The organism is Variovorax sp. UC122_21 (genome assembly GCF_044056785.1).
Taxonomy (GTDB): domain Bacteria; phylum Pseudomonadota; class Gammaproteobacteria; order Burkholderiales; family Burkholderiaceae_C; genus Variovorax.
Genome location: NZ_CP172004.1, coordinates 3,406,848 through 3,422,086 on the forward strand (window position 1 = coordinate 3,406,848; position 15,239 = coordinate 3,422,086).

The following is a 15,239-nucleotide window of genomic DNA, read 5'->3' on the forward strand; positions in this document are numbered from 1 at the left end:
GCGCGATGGACCGCCTGATCTACACCGCCATGAGCGGCGCGAGCGCCGCGGCGCAGCGCCAGAGCGTGCTCGCCAACAACCTGGCGAATGCCTCGACCCCAGGGCTTTCGCGCCGAGCTCTCGACCTTCCGCGCGGTGCCGCTGCGCGGCGACGGCGCCAGCACGCGCGTGTTCGCGATGGAAGCCACCTCGGGCCACGACGACAAGCCCGGCGCGATCCAGCGCACCGGCCGCGCGCTCGACATGGTGGCGCAGGGCCGCAGCTGGTTCGCGGTGCAGGGCCTCGACGGCACCGAGGCCTACACCCGCGCCGGCGCCTTCCAGGTCTCGCCCGAAGGCACGCTGATGACCAGCTCGGGCCTGCCGCTTCTGTCCGACGGCGGCGCGCCGATCGACGTGCCGCCGGGCTCGACGCTGTCGGTGGGCAGCGACGGCACGGTCAGCGCCAAGACCGGCGACCAGCCCTCTTCCACCCTGGGCCGCCTCAAGCTCGCCACGCCCACGGCCGACGACCCGCTGCGCCGCGGCGAGGACGGCCTGTTCCGCACCGCCTCGCAGGAGCCGCTGCCATCGGACGCGACCGCGCGCGTGGAGACCGGCGCGCTCGAGGGCTCGAACGTGAACCCGATCGAGACCATGGTCGGGATGATCGCCGCCGCGCGCCAGTTCGACAGCCAGCTGCGCCTGCTGCAGTCCGCGCAGGACTCCGACAAGTCGGCCGCGCAGTTGCTCAACGTCCAGGGCTGATGCCCGCCGCAAGAGAAGAAAGACCCTCGCCATGATCAATTCGCTCTGGATCTCCAAGACCGGCATGGAAGCCCAGCAGACCCAGCTGGACGTGATTTCGCACAACCTCGCCAACGTCTCGACCACGGGCTACAAGCGCGCCAACGCGGTGTTCGAGGACCTGATGTACCAGAACCTGCGCCAGGTCGGCGCCAACAGCACCGAGCAGTCGCAGCTGCCCACCGGCCTGCAGCTGGGCCTGGGCGTGCGCACGGTCGCCCCACCAGCCGGCTCGTTCTCGCAGGGCAGCATGCAGCAGACCAACAACCAGTTCGACCTGGCGATCAAGGGCAATGGCTTCTTCCAGGTCACGCAGCCCGACGGCACCATCGGCTACACGCGCGACGGCTCGTTCCAGGTCGACGCGCAGGGCCGGCTGGTCACCTCCTCCGGCCTGCCGGTGGCCAACGGCATCACGGTGCCCGCCACCGCGACCAGCGTCAGCATCTCGAGCGACGGCACGGTCTCGGCCACGCTGTCGGGCAATGCCACGCCGCAGAACATCGGCTCGCTCGCGATCGTCAACTTCATCAATCCGGCCGGCCTCGAGCCGCTGGGCGAGAACCTCTATGCCGAGACCGCCGCCTCGGGCCAGCCCAACGGCGGCACCGCGGGCACCAACGGCCTGGGCACGGTGATGCAGGGCTTCCTCGAGACCTCGAACGTGAACGTGGTGCAGGAGCTGGTCTCGATGATCCAGACGCAGCGCGCCTACGAGATGAACTCGAAGGCCATTCAAACCAGCGACCAGATGCTGCAGAAGCTGGGGCAGCTGTGAGACTTTCCCTGTTCCGCGCGGCCTTCGCCGCCCTCGCCGTCGTCGTGGCCAGCGGCTGCACCACGCTGGCCAACACGCCGCAGGTCGAGATGCCCTCGACCGCGCCGCCGCCCGTGAGCGCCTCGCCGATGGCGGCCGTGCCGCGCCAGGCCACGGGCAGCCTGTTCCGCAGCGCGAGCTACCGGCCGCTGTTCGAGGACCGGCGCGCGCGCATGATCGGCGACACGGTGACGATCTCGATCGTCGAGAACGTGAGCGCGAGCCAGAAGTCGACCTCGACCATCGGCAAGACCAGCAGCATCGACACCAGCATCGCGGCGCTACCCTTCTTCGCCGCCAACTCCTTCGGCCGCGCCGGCGCCAATGCCGAGTCGGCCCACAACTTCGCGGGCAAGGGCGGCACCGAGAGCGCCAACACCTTCCAGGGCTCGATCACGGCGACGGTGATCGACGTGCAGCCCAACGGCCACCTGGTGGTGACCGGCGAGAAGCAGATCGGCGTGAACCAGAACGTGGACGTGCTGCGCTTCTCGGGCACCATCGATCCGCGCTCGATCCAGGCCGGCAGCAACGTGCTGTCGACGCAGGTGGCGAACGTGCGCATCGAGTCGCGCGGCCGCGGCGCGCAGCAGGAATCGCAGGTCATGCCCTGGTTGGGCCGCTTCTTCATGAGCGTGCTGCCGTTCTGAGGATGCACGACGCCATGTCCTTCACGTCCCAGCACCGCCTGCGCCGCCGCGTTGCCGCGCTCTCCTTCGGCCTGCTCGGCATGCTGCTGCTCGCGCTCGGCCCCGCCCAGCAGGCGCATGCGCTGCGCATCAAGGAAGTCGCCGCCGTGCAAGGCGTGCGCAGCAACCAGCTCACAGGCTACGGCCTGGTGGTCGGCCTCGACGGCACCGGCGACCAGACCACGCAGATGCCCTACACCACGCAGAGCGTGGCGAACTACCTGCAGCAGCTGGGCATCACGCTGCCCGACAACCGCGCCTCGCAGCTGCAGCTCAAGAACGTGGCGGCGGTGATCGTCACCGCGCAGCTGCCGGCCTTCGCGCAGCCGGGCCAGCAGCTCGACGTCAACGTCTCCTCGATGGGCAATGCCAAGTCGCTCAAGGGCGGCACGCTGGTCGCCACGCCGCTGCGCGGCGCCGACGGCGAGATCTACGCGCTCGCGCAGGGCAACATGGTGGTGGGCGGCGCCGGCGCCGCGGCCGCGGGCAGCAAGGTGCAGATCAACCACCTGAGCGCGGGCCGCGTGCCCAATGGCGCGCAGGTGGAACGCAGCGTGCCCTCGCCGCTGCTCGACGGCGACAGCGTGAACCTCGACCTCAACGCGGTCGACTTCCAGACCGCGCGCCGCGTGGCCCAGGCCATCGACCGCCGGCTCGGCACCGGCACCGCGCGCGCCATGGACGGCCGCACGGTGCAGGTGCGCGCGCCCACCGACGCCAATGCGCGCGTGAACTTCATCGCCGAGCTCGAGGAGCTCACGCTCGAGGCCAGCACGCCCGCGGCCAAGGTGGTGATCAATGCGCGCACCGGCTCGATCGTGCTGAACCAGGCCGTGACGCTCGGCCCCTGCGCCATCGCGCACGGCAACCTGTCGGTCACGATCAGCTCGGCGCCGGTGATCAGCCAGCCCGCGCCGCTGTCGGGCGGGCGCACCGTGGTGGCCGAGCAGGCCTCGATCCAGATCAAGCAGGAGCCCGGCACCATGATCCAGGTGCCCGCCGCGCCGCTGCTGTCGGACGTGGTGCGCGCCCTCAACTCGCTGGGCGCCACGCCGCAGGACCTGCTCGCGATCCTGCAGGCCATCAAGGCCTCGGGCGCGCTCAACGCGGAACTCGAGGTGATCTGATGTCGATGCAGACCTCGCTGTCCGCGATGTCCATGTCGCCTTCCACCGGCCAGGGGCTGGCGGCCGACGCGCGCTCGCTCGACGCGCTCAAGCTCGCGGCCAACGGCAACGACCCGAAGGCGGTGCGCGAGGCGGCCAAGCAGTTCGAGTCGCTGTTCATGCGCGAGCTGATCAAGAGCATGCGCGAGGCGACCATGAAGTCGGCCTGCTCGACAGCGACGGCGAGAAGCTCGGCACCGACCTGCTCGACCAGCAGTTCGCGGTGCAGCTCTCGGGCCTGCCCGGCGGCCTCACCGACGCGATCACGCGCCAGCTCACGCAGCAGATGAGCGGCACCGCCAAGGCGCCGACCATCGCGCTGGGCGCCGAGGCCGCGCGCATCAAGCCGGCCGCCAACCAGCGCAGCTTCGTCGAGCAGCACGACGACGCGGCCGAGCGCGTGTCGCGCGAGACCGGCATTCCCGCCAGCTTCATGATCGGCCAGGCCGGCCACGAGACCGGCTGGGGCCGCAGCGAAATCCGCCACCGCGACGGCAGCCCCTCGCACAACCTGTTCGGCATCAAGGCCGGCGGCAGCTGGACCGGGCCCACCGTGGCCGTGACCACCACCGAATACATCGGCGGCGAGCCGCGCAAGGTGACGGCGCGTTTTCGTGCCTACGACTCCTACGAGGAGTCGTTCCGCGACTACGCGCGCCTGATCGGCAACTCGCCGCGCTACGAGAAGGCGCGCGCCAGCGTGAGCTCGGTCAGCGCCTACGCGAGCGAACTGCACCGCGCCGGCTATGCCACCGACCCGGCCTACGCGGCCAAGCTCAGCCGCGCGATCCACACCACGCTGAAGATCCAGCGCACCTGAAGCGCCGAGAAAGATCCCGCCATGAGTCTGCTCAACGTCGGCGCCCGCGCCCTGCTCGCGAACCAGGTCGCGCTGTCGACCACCGGCCACAACATCGCCAACGCCAGCACCGTCGGCTATTCGCGCCAGACCGCCGTGATGGGCCAGGTCGCGGGCCAATACACCGGCAGCGGCTACATCGGCAAGGGCGTCGAGGTCACGACCATCGAGCGCGCCCACAACGAGTTCCTCACGCGCCAGGCCGCGGCCGCGCAGTCGGTGCAGGCCATGGACGAGACGCGCGCGGCGCGCCTGTCCTCGCTCGAGGACATCTTCAAGGGCGGCAAGACCGGCCTGGGCGCGGCCGTGTCGGACCTGCTCAACGCCTTCTCCGACATCGCGAGCGCGCCGACCGACGTGACGGCGCGCAACGTGGTGATCACGCGCGCCGACGAGATGGCCGCGCGCATGCGCGACGCCCAGACCCGGCTCGACGACCTGCAGAAGGGCGTGAACTCGCAGCTCGGCGACGCGGTGCGCAGCATCAACGGCCTGGCCGGGCGGCTGGCCACGCTCAACGAGCAGATCGCGCGCGCCAGCGGCGGCGGCCAGAGCCCGAACGACCTGCTCGACCAGCGCGACCAGCTGCTGCGCGAGCTCAACCAGCAGGTGCAGACCACCACGGTGCAGGCCGACGACGGCTCGCTCAGCGTGTTCGTGGGCAGCCAGGCGCTGGTGCTGGGCAACAAGGCGGCGCAGGTCGCGATGAGCACCGACGACGCCAACCAGAGCAAGCTGACGCTGATGCGCAACGGCCTCGCGACCACCATCGACGAGGCCACGCTGGGCGGCGGCGCGGTCGCGGGCCTGCTGCGCTTCCAGAACAGCGACCTGGCCGAGGCGCGCGACGGCCTGGGCCGCATGGCGCTCACCTTGACGACCGAGATCAATGCCCAGCACCGGCTCGGCGTGGACCTCGACGGCAAGGTCGGCGGCGATTTCTTCAAGCCGATCGCGATCCCCGATGCCATGGGCGCCGCGAGCAACACCGGCAACGCGGTGATCGGCGCCACGGTGTCCAACACCTCGGCGCTCGCGGCCTCGAGCTACCAGGTCAAGTTCGGCGCGGGCGGCAGCATCGAAGTGCAGCGCCTGTCGGACGGCAAGACCACCAGCTTCGCGGGACCGATGCCGATCGAGATCGACGGGCTCAAGCTCGACCTGAAGTCGGGCAGCGCGGCCGAGGGCGACAGCTTCGTGCTCAAGCCCTATGCCTCGGCCGCCGGCGACATGGCCACCGTGCTGCGCTCGGCGCGCGGGCTGGCCGCGGGCAGCCCGGTCGAGGCGCGCGTGGGCACCGGCAACACCGGCGGCATGGCGGTCGGCAGCCTGGCCGCGACCTCGGCCAATGCCAACCTCAACCAGCCGGTCACGCTGACCTTCAACGGCGCGGGCGGCTTCGACGTGTCGGGCAACGGCACCGGCAACCCGACCAGCGTGCCCTACGTGGCGGGCCAGCCGATCAGCTACAACGGCTGGACCCTCGTGCTGTCGGGCACGCCCAAGGCCGGCGACACCATCACCGTCCAGGCCGCCACCACCGCCTACGGCGGCAGCAACGCCGGCAATGCGCAGGCGCTGCTGGCGCTGCGCGACAAGACGGTGTTCGACGGCGCCGCCATGACCGACGGCTATGCCGCGCTGATGGCGCAGGTCGGCGTGCGCTCGCAGAGCGCGCAGTACGCGGCCGAGATCTCGAGCTCGATCGCCACCTCGCTCGAGACCGACCGCACCAGCCAGGCCGGCGTGAACCTCGACGAGGAGGCCGCCAAGCTGCTGCAGTACCAGCAGGCCTACCAGGCCTCGTCCAAGATGATCCAGATCGCGCAGAGCATCTTCGATTCGCTGCTGCAGAACATGAACTGATCGGGAGACAGGAAGAACCATGACAGCCACCCGCCTCGCCAGCGCCACCACCTACGACAACGCGGTGCGCCAGCTCACCACGCGCCAGTCCCAGCTCTCGAAGCTGCAGGAGCAGCTCAGCGCCAGCAAGAAGGTGCTGCGCCCGAGCGACGACCCGACCGGCGCGGCGCAGGCCGAACGCGCCATCACGCGCATGGCGCGCGTCAGCACCGACCAGCGCGCGCTCGAGCTGCAGCGCAACGCGGTCTCGACGGCCGAGTCGACCCTGGGGCAGCGCGACCGCGGCCATGGCCGAGTTCCGCACGCTGGTGGTGAACGCCGGCAACGCCACGCTGTCGGCAGCCGACCGCGCCACCATCGCGCAGCGCCTGACCACTTTGCGCGGGCAACTGCTCGGCTATGCCAACGCGCAGGACAGCAACGGCCAGTCGCTGTTCGGCGGCCTGGGCAGCACCGCGGCGCCCTTCGTCGACAACGGCAGCGGCGTGCGCTTCGACGGCATCGCGGGCCAGGCCGGCGCGGCCAGCGACACCGCCATCCCCTCGATGCTCGACGGCCACGCCACCTGGATGGACGTGCCCACCGGCAACGGCGTGTTCACCGTGAGCCAGGCGGCCGGCACGCGCAACGTCTACAGCGACGCCGGCAAGGTGGTCGATCCCTCGGCGCTGACCGGCCACGGCTACCGCGTCGCCTTCAGCGTCGCCAACGGCGTGACCACCTACGACGTGATCGACACCACGACGCAGGCCACGCTCAAGTCGGGCCAGCCCTACACCGCGGGCCAGGCGATCGAGTTCGCCGGGATCTCGCTCACGGCCAGCGGCGTGCCGGCCGACGGCAACGCGCTGAGCATCGCGCCCAGCGGCAAGACCAGCCTGTTCGGCGTGCTCGACCAGGCGATCGCGGGCGTGAAGGACGGCAACAACAGCAGCGGCCAGCTGGCGCAGAACGTGGCGCAGTCGCTGGTGCAGATCGATGCCGCGAGCGCGCGGCTGTCGGCCTCGCGCGGCCGCGCGGGCGACCTGCTGAATCAGGTCGACAGCATCTCCGACCGCCAGTCCTCGCGCAGCCTGCAGCTCGAGGCCGACCGCTCGCGCGCCGAGGACCTCGACACGATCCAGGCGCTGTCCGACTTCAAGACCCAGCAGACCGCCTACTCCGCGGCCCTCGGCTCCTATGCCGAAATCCAGAAGCTGTCGCTGTTCAACTTCATCGGCTGAGGCGGCGTGACCGCCCTTTCGTTCGTTCTCTCCTTCTCGTCTTCATGTCTCAATCGGTACTCGGCAGCCTGACCCTCGGCTACCGCCCGTTCTGGAACCGGCCGCGCGCACTCGCGGGAGTCCAGCTCTTCGTCCACGAGGACCGCCAACGCATCGACGGGCGCCACCTGCTGCGCACCCTCGCCGAGACCTGGAACGCCGATTCGCCGACGCTCCTGCTGTCGATCCAGACGCCCGAGTTCCTGCGCGACATCGCGAGCAACGCCGAGGCGGCCGGGCCGATGCTCGAGATCCCGCTCGGCTGGATGCAGGACGCCGGCCTGCGCCCCGCCGTGCGCGCCGCCGCCCGGCGCGGCGTGCGCATGGTCGCCAGCGGCGTGCCGACCCAGATCCCCGACGCCGAGGCCGCGCCGTGGTTCGAGCGCCGGCTGCTGCGGCTCGCGCCCGAGGACGCGATGGACGCGCTGCGCCTGGCGCAGGTGACGCGCGACACCACGGTGTTCGACCGCAGCATGGCGCACCCCGGCGACGAAAGCCCGGTGCGCCCCGAGGCGCTGATCGACGGCGTGGCCAGCCGCGCGCTGGCCGAGCATGCGCTCGACCAGCAGAACGCCTGGGCCGTGGCCGGCTGGCCCAGCGAGGACGTGCTGCACGGCTACGGCGGCCAGCCGCTGCCGCCGACGCGGCGCGCCATCGTGCGCGTGATGAACGCGATCGACGCCGAGGAGTCGCTCGAGCGCATCGACCAGTTCGTGAGCCGCGAGGCCGCGCTGGTCTACGCGCTGATGCTCTACCTGAACTCGCCGGGCCTGGGGCTGCCGAACCGCGTGGCCTCGCTGCGCCACGGCTTCATGATGATCGGCTTCCAGCGCCTGAGCACCTGGCTGTCGCAGCAGCTGCCGACCGCCAGCGAGGACGCCAACCTGCGCCCGCTCAACACCTCGATGGCGATGCGCGGCCACCTGGTCGCGCACCTGATGGACGCCGGCATCGAGGACGACCTCAAGCGCGAGGTCTACCTGTGCGGCCTGTTCTCGCAGCTCGACCTGGTGATGGGCGAGCCGCTGCGCACCAGCTTCGGCCGCATCCCGCTGACCGACCGCATCGTGGCCGCGACCATCGCGCAGAACGGCCCGTACGCGCCGGCGCTGCAGCTCGCGATCGCGCTCGAATCGAGCAACCCGACCGCGCTGCGCAACCTGCGCCGCACGCATGCGGTCGATGCCGAGGAAGTCAACCGCGCGCTGCTGCGGATGATCGCGGCGGGCGGCTTCTAGGCCGAGGCTCCTCCATTGGGAGGAGCCGCCTCTTTTTTTGCCCGCCGGGCCCTTTTTTCTCCTCAAGTCTTGCGCCGCCGCGCCGAAAAAGCGGACATGCGGCCCCGCGTGGCCGCGCCCAGGAACCGGAGAACACCATGTCGGGCATCCCGCAACGACTTTTCATCCACGGCCCCCGGGTCTGAAGGCCATCCGTGTCCAGCCTGGCACCCTTGGCCCGCGAATTCAACGCCCGTCCGCCGGGCTACTGCAGCGCCGCGCGCGCGCTGACCATCAACCGCCTCCAGCAGCCGGCCACCCAGGCCAGCAACGATGCCTCGGCCGTGCCCGACTTCGCCGCGAGCTGCCCCGCCTTCACCATGGCCTTCCAGCCCATCGTCGACGTCGACAAGGGCGAGGTCTATGCGCACGAGGCGCTGGTGCGCGGCATCCACGGCGAAGGCGCCGGCCACATCCTCGGGCTGGTGCATGCGCGCCACCGCGTCGAGTTCGACCGCGCCTGCCGCGCCAAGGCGATCGAGCTCGCGGCCGGGCTGCGCATGGCCTCGCGGCTGAGCCTCAACGTGATGCCCAACGACGCCGGGCGCCAGGGCGAATGCTTCCAGAGCGCGGTCGAGACCGCCGAGCGCTTCGGCTTCCCGAAGGAGCGGCTGATCTTCGAGGTGACCGAGTCGGAGCGCGTCGAGGACCTGCCGCACCTGGTGCAGGCCTTCGAGATGCACCAGCAGCACGGTTTCTCCTCGGCCATCGACGACTTCGGCGCCGGCTTCGCGGGCTTCGAGCTGTTCGTCGCGCTCAGGCCGCACATCGTCAAGCTCGACATGGAGCTGATCCGCAACATCCACACCGACGGCGTGCGCCGCGCCGTGGTCAAGGGCTTCGTCTCGACCTGCGGCGAACTCGGCATCCACGTGGTGGCCGAGGGCGTGGAGGTCATGGAAGAGGCGATGGCGCTGCGCGAGCTCGGCATCCGGCTGTTCCAGGGCTACCTGTTCGCGCGGCCGGTGGTCGAGACGCTGCCGGCGGTGAACTGGGAGTGGGAGAAGCGTTTCGACTAGGGCATGCCGGCCGCGAACCAGTCGCGCGCCGAGCGGCCCTGGTCGGGCCCGAGCATTGAAAAGCCGCCGTCGACCGGAATGTCGGCGCCGGTCACGAAGCGTGCCGCATCCGAGCACAGGAACAGCACCACCTGCGCCACGTCGTCGCCATCGCCCGCGCGGCCCAGCGGATGCAGCGGCGCGGCCATGCGGTCGGCCCTGGCGCGGTCGCCGCCGGCCATGCGCGAGAGCGCGTCCGACCAGGTCCAGCCCGGCGACACCGAGTTCACGCGGATGCGCCGCGGCGCCAGGGTCGCGGCCTGGTTGCGCGTGAGCTGGAGGATCGCCGCCTTGGCCGCGGGATAGAGCGCGCGGTCGGCGGTGCCGAACTTGCCGCCCACGCTGCCCATGTTGACGATGGCCCCGCCCTGCGCGGCCAGCGCCTCGGTCGCCTTGTGTACGAGCAGCGCGCCCGAGACCAGGTTGACGTCGAGCGCGGCCAGCCATTCGGCGCGCTTCGCGCCCATGCCGCCGTCGTTGTAGACCACGGCGTTGTTGACCAGGCAGTCGATGCGGCCCTCGATGCGCAGCGCATCGGCCACCAGCGCGTCGAGGGCTTCGTCGTTCGCGATGTCGCAGGCGGCGAAGCGGCAGGCCGCGCCGAGTTCGGCGGCCAGCGCCTGGCCGCGCGCCGCGTCGATGTCGACCGCGACCACGCGCGCGCCGGCCTGCGCCAGCGTGCGCACGATGGCGCTGCCCAGCATCGCGGCGGCGCCGGTGACGATGGCGACCTTGCCTTGCATGTTCATGAGATGTCCTTCATCGGTTCAGGGGCCCATCTGGGCGAGCGCGTCCTCGACGCCGATCACCTGCGCGAGCATCGACAGATTCTCCAGGCTCGCGGCATGCAGGTGCGGCTGCGCCGTGTTGCAGGCATCGGCCACCACCGCCACGTCGTAGCCCAGGTCGCTCGCATGGCGCGCGCCGTGCTCGACCACGTGGTTGGTCGCGATGCCCGCCACGTAGAGCCGGTCGGCCCCGGTGGCGCGCACCGCCTGCTCGAGCCCGCTGGCCCAGAAGGGGTTGTTGCGCTTGTGCGTGACCACGGCCTCGCCCGGCAGCGGCGCGAGCTCGTCGTAGAACTCGGCGCCCCAGCTGCCCTCCTGCACCGCGCCGCTCTGCGCGACCCGGCGGAACAGCGTGCAGTTGTCGAGGCAGTCGACGTAGCCGGGCGCGAAGGCGATGCGCACGAAGATCACCGGCACGCCGGCGGCGCGCGCGCCCGCAATCAGCCGGCCGGCCGAGGCGATCAGGCGCGGGCGGGCCGGATCGTCGGCCGCGACGCCCACGCGCACCTTGCCGTCGGCGTGCAGCACGTCGTTCTGATAGTGCATCGCGAGCAGCGCGGCCTTCACACGAACACCTGCAGCGCTTCGTGCGCGGCGTCGCAGTTGACCAGCTCGACGCGCTTGAGGTGGATGCGCAGCTCGCCCTCGTGGCGGCGCAGCGTGTGCAGCACGCTGCCGCCGAACATGCGCTGCTCGGTCTTGCGCCATTCGAGCAGCACGAAGGTGGAGCGCACGGTGAGACCGGCCTGGTCGCCCTCATTGCCCTCCTCCCGCCCCTCGATGCCGATGTTGCCCACCACGTGCACCGTGCGCGTGGGCGGCTGCTGCGAATAGGCGCGCGCCTGCTCGAGCCGGCGCGCACGCATCGAACGCAGCAGCGCGTCCTCGCAGAACAGCGAGGCATGGTTGAGGTGGTCGGCCTGGCCGTGCACCAGCGGCACCCAGTACAGGCCGTCGGGCGTGAACAGGCGCTGCCATTCGTCCCAGCGGTGCTCGTCGAGCAGCCGCGCCTCATGGTGCAGGAACTGCGTGATCTCCTGCTGTTCGTTCCAGTCGAGGAAGTTCATGCGGCGCTCCCGGTGTCCACGCCCATGTATCTGGCCCAGGCGCCGAACATGTTGCGCGCCGGCATCTCGCTGTTGCCGTTGGAGGCGCGCCCGCCGGGCAGCGGCTGGTCGCGCCCGACGGCGCGGTGCATGCTGACCCAGTCGCCGCCGTCCGAACCCAGGCCCTCCTGCACCCGGTTGTAGGCCTCGAGGTCGTCGGGCATCACGTTCGACGAGGGCGAGTTGACGATGTTGGTGTACTTGAGCGTGCGCTGGAAGGTGGCCTCGGGCGCGCCCTTGAGCCGGAAGCTGAAGATCTCGACCAGCGTGCGGTCGACCGACAGCGGCCGGATCACGCGGATCTGCTGGAACGAGGTGTGGGGCGAGCAGCTCGGGTAGACGATGGTGTTGTGGCGGTTCACGCGCAGGATCTGGTCGGCGCGCTCGGCGCCCTGCGCCGCCTCGAGCGCGGCCACGTAAGCCAGGCTCACCGGGTCGGTCGGCGGCACGAAGATGCCTTCCATGAAGCCGTGGCCGTTGTCGTAGCCCTTGAGCTCGAGCTTCTCCCAGAACTCCAGCGGCTCGCCGTTGCCGTCGACGATCACCACCTCGAAGGGCTTTTGCGTGCCGGCGGGCATGGCCTCGAACTCCTCCTTGGCCGCGCGCCACGACGACTCGTGCGTGGCCACCGCGTGGATGGTGTCGTGCAGGTTCTCGAAGAAGATCTTCCAGTTGTTGCGCTGGATCACGCGCTGCACGCCGCCGGCCACCTCGACCTCGCCCTCGGGCGCGCGGTCGCAGAAGTTGTCGAGCGAGGTCGCGACGCCACCGAGGAACTCCTTGAGCTCGGGGCCTTCCTTCGACAGGCTCGCGAACACGAAGCCGCGGTGCGTGGCGACGCGCGCCACGTTGCGCACGCCGTACTGCGGGTCCTTGAGGTCGAGCCCCGTGTCCTCGTAACCGCTGCGCAGCGGCACCGACAGCAGGCTGCCGTCGCACTTGAAGGTCCAGCCGTGATAGAGGCAGCGCAGGAACTTGCCGGCGCTGCCGCTGCCGTCGGGCACGATCTTGGCGCCCTTGTGCGGGCAGCGGTTGAACATCACGTGGATCTGGCCGTCGGTGTGGCGCACCATCACCACGGGCTCGCGGCCGAGCCGGGTGGTGAAGTAGTCGCCGGGCTTGGGCACCTGGCTCTCGTGGCCGACGTAGAGCCAGGCCTGGCCGAACACGCGGTCCATCTCGAGCTCGAAGATCGCGGGGTCGGTGTAGACGCGCTTGTGGACGCGGTCGGGCTGCACGAGGGACTGCAGGTCGATGGTCATGGATGGGTCTCCTGGAATCGTGGGATCAGATGTCGAGCACCAGCCGCGGCGTCCGGGCGCGCGACACGCAGGTGCAGATGGTGCGCCCGTCGGCTTTCTCGCGCGGGCTCAGGTTGTGGTCGCGGTGGTCGGGCACGCCCTCGACCACGTCGACGGCGCACACGCCGCAGTCGCCCTGGCGGCAATCGTAGAGCGGGTCGAGCCCCGCGGCGATCAGCACGTCGAGCAGGCTCCGGCCCGGCGGCACCGTCAGCACATGGCCCGAGCGCAAGGTGCGCACCTCGAAGGCCGCGTCGCCGGCCTGCGCGAGCGCGCCCGCGAACAGTTCGAAGTGCACATGGTCGTCGCTCCAGCCCTGGGCACGCGCGGTGTCGACCACCGCCTGCACCAGGCCGCGCGGGCCGCAGACATGCAGATGACGCCCGGGCACCGGCGCGGCCAGCAGCGCGCGCAGGTCGAGTCCGCGCGCGGGATCGCCGCCGTCGTGCACCACGCGGCCGCCGAGCGCGCGCACCTCGTCGAGGTAGGCGGTGGCCTCGGGGCTGCGCGTGGCGTAGTGGAACTCGAAGGCCTGGCCCTCGGCCGCGAGCGCGCGCGCCATGCACAGGAGCGGCGTGATGCCGATGCCGCCCGCGATCAGCAGCGGCGCGGCCTCGCCCTGGCGCAGCGCGAAGTCGTTGCGCGGTGCCTGCGCGAGCACCCGCGCGCCCTCGGCCAGGCCATGCATCCAGGCCGAGCCGCCCGCGCCGTCGGGCTCGTGCAGCACGGCGATCTCGTAGCGGTCCGGCGCGCCATGGGGTTGCGCCAGCGAGTACGCGCGCTGGCCGGCCTGCCCGTTGGACTGCATCACCTGCACGCCCAGGTGCGCGCCGGGCGCGAACGCGGGCAGCGCCTCGCCGTTCGCACTGCGCAGCACGAAGGCCTTGATGGCCGGCGTGAGCGCGCTGGCCGAGGCCACCACCAGCTCGAGCATGGAAGGCGCGGCGTTCATCCGAGCGGCAGCGCCGGGTCGGCGATGGTCAGCGCGGTGGACTTGGCCCAGCGCGGCATGAGCGTGTTCGAAGGCAGCTGCTCGTCGACCAGCTTGCGCGCGGTCTCCACGCCGGCCACCGGCAGGCCCTTCACGTCGAGCAGACCGATCTGCGCGAGCACGCTGGCCTGGTCCCAGTAGATGTGCTCGTGATAGAGCTTGTCGCCACGGAACTTGACGATGGCCACCAGCGGAATCTCCACCGGCCTGCCCGTGGGCGCGATCCCGGGCAGCATCCAGTCGATCTCGACCGTGTGGGTGAAGCAGAACAGCATCTCGTCGACGATCTGCGTGGCGCCCACGGTGCGCGAGATCGGGGTGAGCCGCGTATCGGGCGGCGTGGTGGGAATGAAGTGGTGCTTGTAGAAGCGCGACAGCTCCTTCGCGCCCACGCCGCCGGTCATGGTGGGGATGTGGTTGACGTAGGGCTCGGCGACCATGGTGCCCATGGTGGCGACCACGTCGCGCGTGGCGAACTCGTACTCGCAGTGCTTGTCCCACAGCGCCGACAGGTCGTAGACCGGACCGATCGCCTCCTTGAACAGCGCCATGGAACGCTGGTGCGCCATCAACGTCGAGGGCTTGTCGAAATGGTCGCCGCCGGTGCGCGCGAAGGCATGGTCGACGCCGGGGTAGACGTACATCTGCGCGCCGGGCCGGCCCGCGAAGGCCTCGAGCACCCGGGCGCGCGCCTCGGGCGGGCAGAACTTGTCGAGCTCGGCGAAGTGCAGCGCGATCGGGCATGCGATCTTGGGCACCAGCTCGAGCGCGCCCTCGATGCCGACGCCGTAGTAGCCGACCGCCGCGTCCACGCCCGAATGCGCGGCCGCGAGGTAGGCCAGCTTGCCGCCGAGGCAGAAGCCCAGCGCGCCGACCTTGCCGGTGCAGGCCGGGTGCGCGCGCAGCGCCTGCACGCTGGCGGTCACGTCGGCGATGCCGGCCTCGATGTCGAACTGCTGGAAGAAGCCGAACGCGCGCTGCCAGTCCTCGGGCGAGTAGCCGAGCTCGACGCCGGGCTCCATGCGCCAGAACAGGTCGGGCGCGAGCACCACATAGCCCTCCTCGGCATAGAGGTCGGCCACCTCGCGCACGTAGTCGTTGATGCCGAAGATCTCCTGGCACAGCACGATGCCGGGGCCGCGGCCCGAGGCCGGCAGGGCCAGGTAGCCGCGGAAGCTCTGCGCGCCGTCGCCGGCCGGGATGTCGATGTAGTGGCTCATCGGGGTGTCTCTCTCGAAGGGGTGGATCGGGATGGCGGCGATTCTGGAGACGA

At 70.8% G+C, this 15,239-nt stretch carries 14 protein-coding genes and 2 pseudogenes; 9 read left to right on the top strand and 7 right to left on the bottom strand.

Features of this window, described 5'->3' with window-relative positions; genetic code table 11:
• Positions 1-5: 5 nt before the first annotated feature.
• The 6 genes and pseudogenes from flgF to flgK all read left to right on the top strand — a co-directional run bounded on the left by flgF (position 6) and on the right by flgK (position 6,183).
• A pseudogene (flgF, locus tag ACHMXE_RS28405) lies at positions 6-747 on the top strand (flagellar basal-body rod protein FlgF).
• Positions 748-778: 31 nt separating this feature from the next.
• The gene (gene flgG / locus ACHMXE_RS28410; RefSeq protein ID WP_395347550.1) at positions 779-1,564 is read left to right on the top strand and encodes a flagellar basal-body rod protein FlgG; all 786 of its coding nucleotides are present in this window, start codon (positions 779-781) and stop codon (positions 1,562-1,564) included.
• The gene (locus tag ACHMXE_RS28415; RefSeq protein WP_395347552.1) at positions 1,561-2,253 is read left to right on the top strand and encodes a flagellar basal body L-ring protein FlgH; all 693 of its coding nucleotides are present in this window, start codon (positions 1,561-1,563) and stop codon (positions 2,251-2,253) included. The genes flgG and ACHMXE_RS28415 overlap by 4 nt, the downstream gene beginning before the upstream one ends.
• Positions 2,254-2,267: 14 nt before the next feature.
• Complete coding sequence (locus ACHMXE_RS28420) at positions 2,268-3,419, top strand: flagellar basal body P-ring protein FlgI (protein WP_203205893.1); 1,152 nt, start codon at positions 2,268-2,270, stop codon at positions 3,417-3,419.
• Between the two features lie 5 nt (positions 3,420-3,424).
• A pseudogene (gene flgJ, locus ACHMXE_RS28425) lies at positions 3,425-4,278 on the top strand (flagellar assembly peptidoglycan hydrolase FlgJ).
• A gap of 21 nt (positions 4,279-4,299) precedes the next feature.
• A complete protein-coding gene (flgK, locus tag ACHMXE_RS28430) occupies positions 4,300-6,183 on the top strand; it encodes a flagellar hook-associated protein FlgK (protein WP_395347553.1) in 1,884 nt (627 codons plus the stop codon).
• Positions 6,184-6,234: 51 nt separating this feature from the next.
• Here the strand turns inward: flgK and ACHMXE_RS28435 are convergent, their stop codons facing one another.
• Entirely contained in the window at positions 6,235-6,423 is a 189-nt protein-coding gene (locus ACHMXE_RS28435) for a hypothetical protein (protein ID WP_395347554.1), read from the bottom strand.
• A 47-nt stretch (positions 6,424-6,470) separates the two neighbouring features.
• Here ACHMXE_RS28435 and flgL point away from each other — a divergent pair, with 47 nt between their 5' ends.
• From flgL to ACHMXE_RS28450, 3 genes are all read left to right on the top strand, one after another.
• Positions 6,471-7,406: a flagellar hook-associated protein FlgL gene (gene flgL / locus ACHMXE_RS28440; protein WP_395347555.1), complete on the top strand. Its 936-nt coding sequence runs from the start codon at positions 6,471-6,473 to the stop codon at positions 7,404-7,406.
• A gap of 44 nt (positions 7,407-7,450) precedes the next feature.
• Positions 7,451-8,683 (top strand): HDOD domain-containing protein, encoded by a 1,233-nt coding sequence (locus ACHMXE_RS28445; protein WP_395347556.1) that lies wholly within the window; start codon positions 7,451-7,453, stop codon positions 8,681-8,683.
• A 194-nt stretch (positions 8,684-8,877) separates the two neighbouring features.
• Positions 8,878-9,741: an EAL domain-containing protein gene (locus ACHMXE_RS28450; RefSeq protein ID WP_395347557.1), complete on the top strand. Its 864-nt coding sequence runs from the start codon at positions 8,878-8,880 to the stop codon at positions 9,739-9,741.
• On the opposite strand, the gene ACHMXE_RS28455 is transcribed toward ACHMXE_RS28450, so the two are convergent.
• Genes ACHMXE_RS28455 through ACHMXE_RS28480 form a run of 6 tightly spaced genes read right to left on the bottom strand, consistent with a single transcriptional unit; the run spans position 9,738 to position 15,186 of the window.
• Complete coding sequence (locus ACHMXE_RS28455) at positions 9,738-10,529, bottom strand: SDR family oxidoreductase (protein ID WP_395347558.1); 792 nt, start codon at positions 10,527-10,529, stop codon at positions 9,738-9,740. The genes ACHMXE_RS28450 and ACHMXE_RS28455 overlap by 4 nt on opposite strands.
• Positions 10,530-10,547: 18 nt before the next feature.
• Positions 10,548-11,135, bottom strand: coding sequence for a cysteine hydrolase family protein (locus tag ACHMXE_RS28460; protein ID WP_057595342.1), 588 nt, complete (start codon positions 11,133-11,135; stop codon positions 10,548-10,550).
• Entirely contained in the window at positions 11,132-11,635 is a 504-nt protein-coding gene (locus tag ACHMXE_RS28465; RefSeq protein ID WP_395347559.1) for an aromatic-ring-hydroxylating dioxygenase subunit beta, read from the bottom strand. Before ACHMXE_RS28465 ends, ACHMXE_RS28460 begins: the two co-directional genes overlap by 4 nt.
• The gene (locus tag ACHMXE_RS28470; RefSeq protein ID WP_296787747.1) at positions 11,632-12,936 is read right to left on the bottom strand and encodes an aromatic ring-hydroxylating dioxygenase subunit alpha; all 1,305 of its coding nucleotides are present in this window, start codon (positions 12,934-12,936) and stop codon (positions 11,632-11,634) included. The genes ACHMXE_RS28465 and ACHMXE_RS28470 overlap by 4 nt, the downstream gene beginning before the upstream one ends.
• 25 nt (positions 12,937-12,961) lie before the next feature.
• The gene (locus tag ACHMXE_RS28475) at positions 12,962-13,909 is read right to left on the bottom strand and encodes a PDR/VanB family oxidoreductase (protein ID WP_395347560.1); all 948 of its coding nucleotides are present in this window, start codon (positions 13,907-13,909) and stop codon (positions 12,962-12,964) included.
• Between the two features lie 14 nt (positions 13,910-13,923).
• Positions 13,924-15,186 (bottom strand): dienelactone hydrolase family protein, encoded by a 1,263-nt coding sequence (locus ACHMXE_RS28480; RefSeq protein WP_395347561.1) that lies wholly within the window; start codon positions 15,184-15,186, stop codon positions 13,924-13,926.
• Positions 15,187-15,239: the final 53 nt, after the last annotated feature.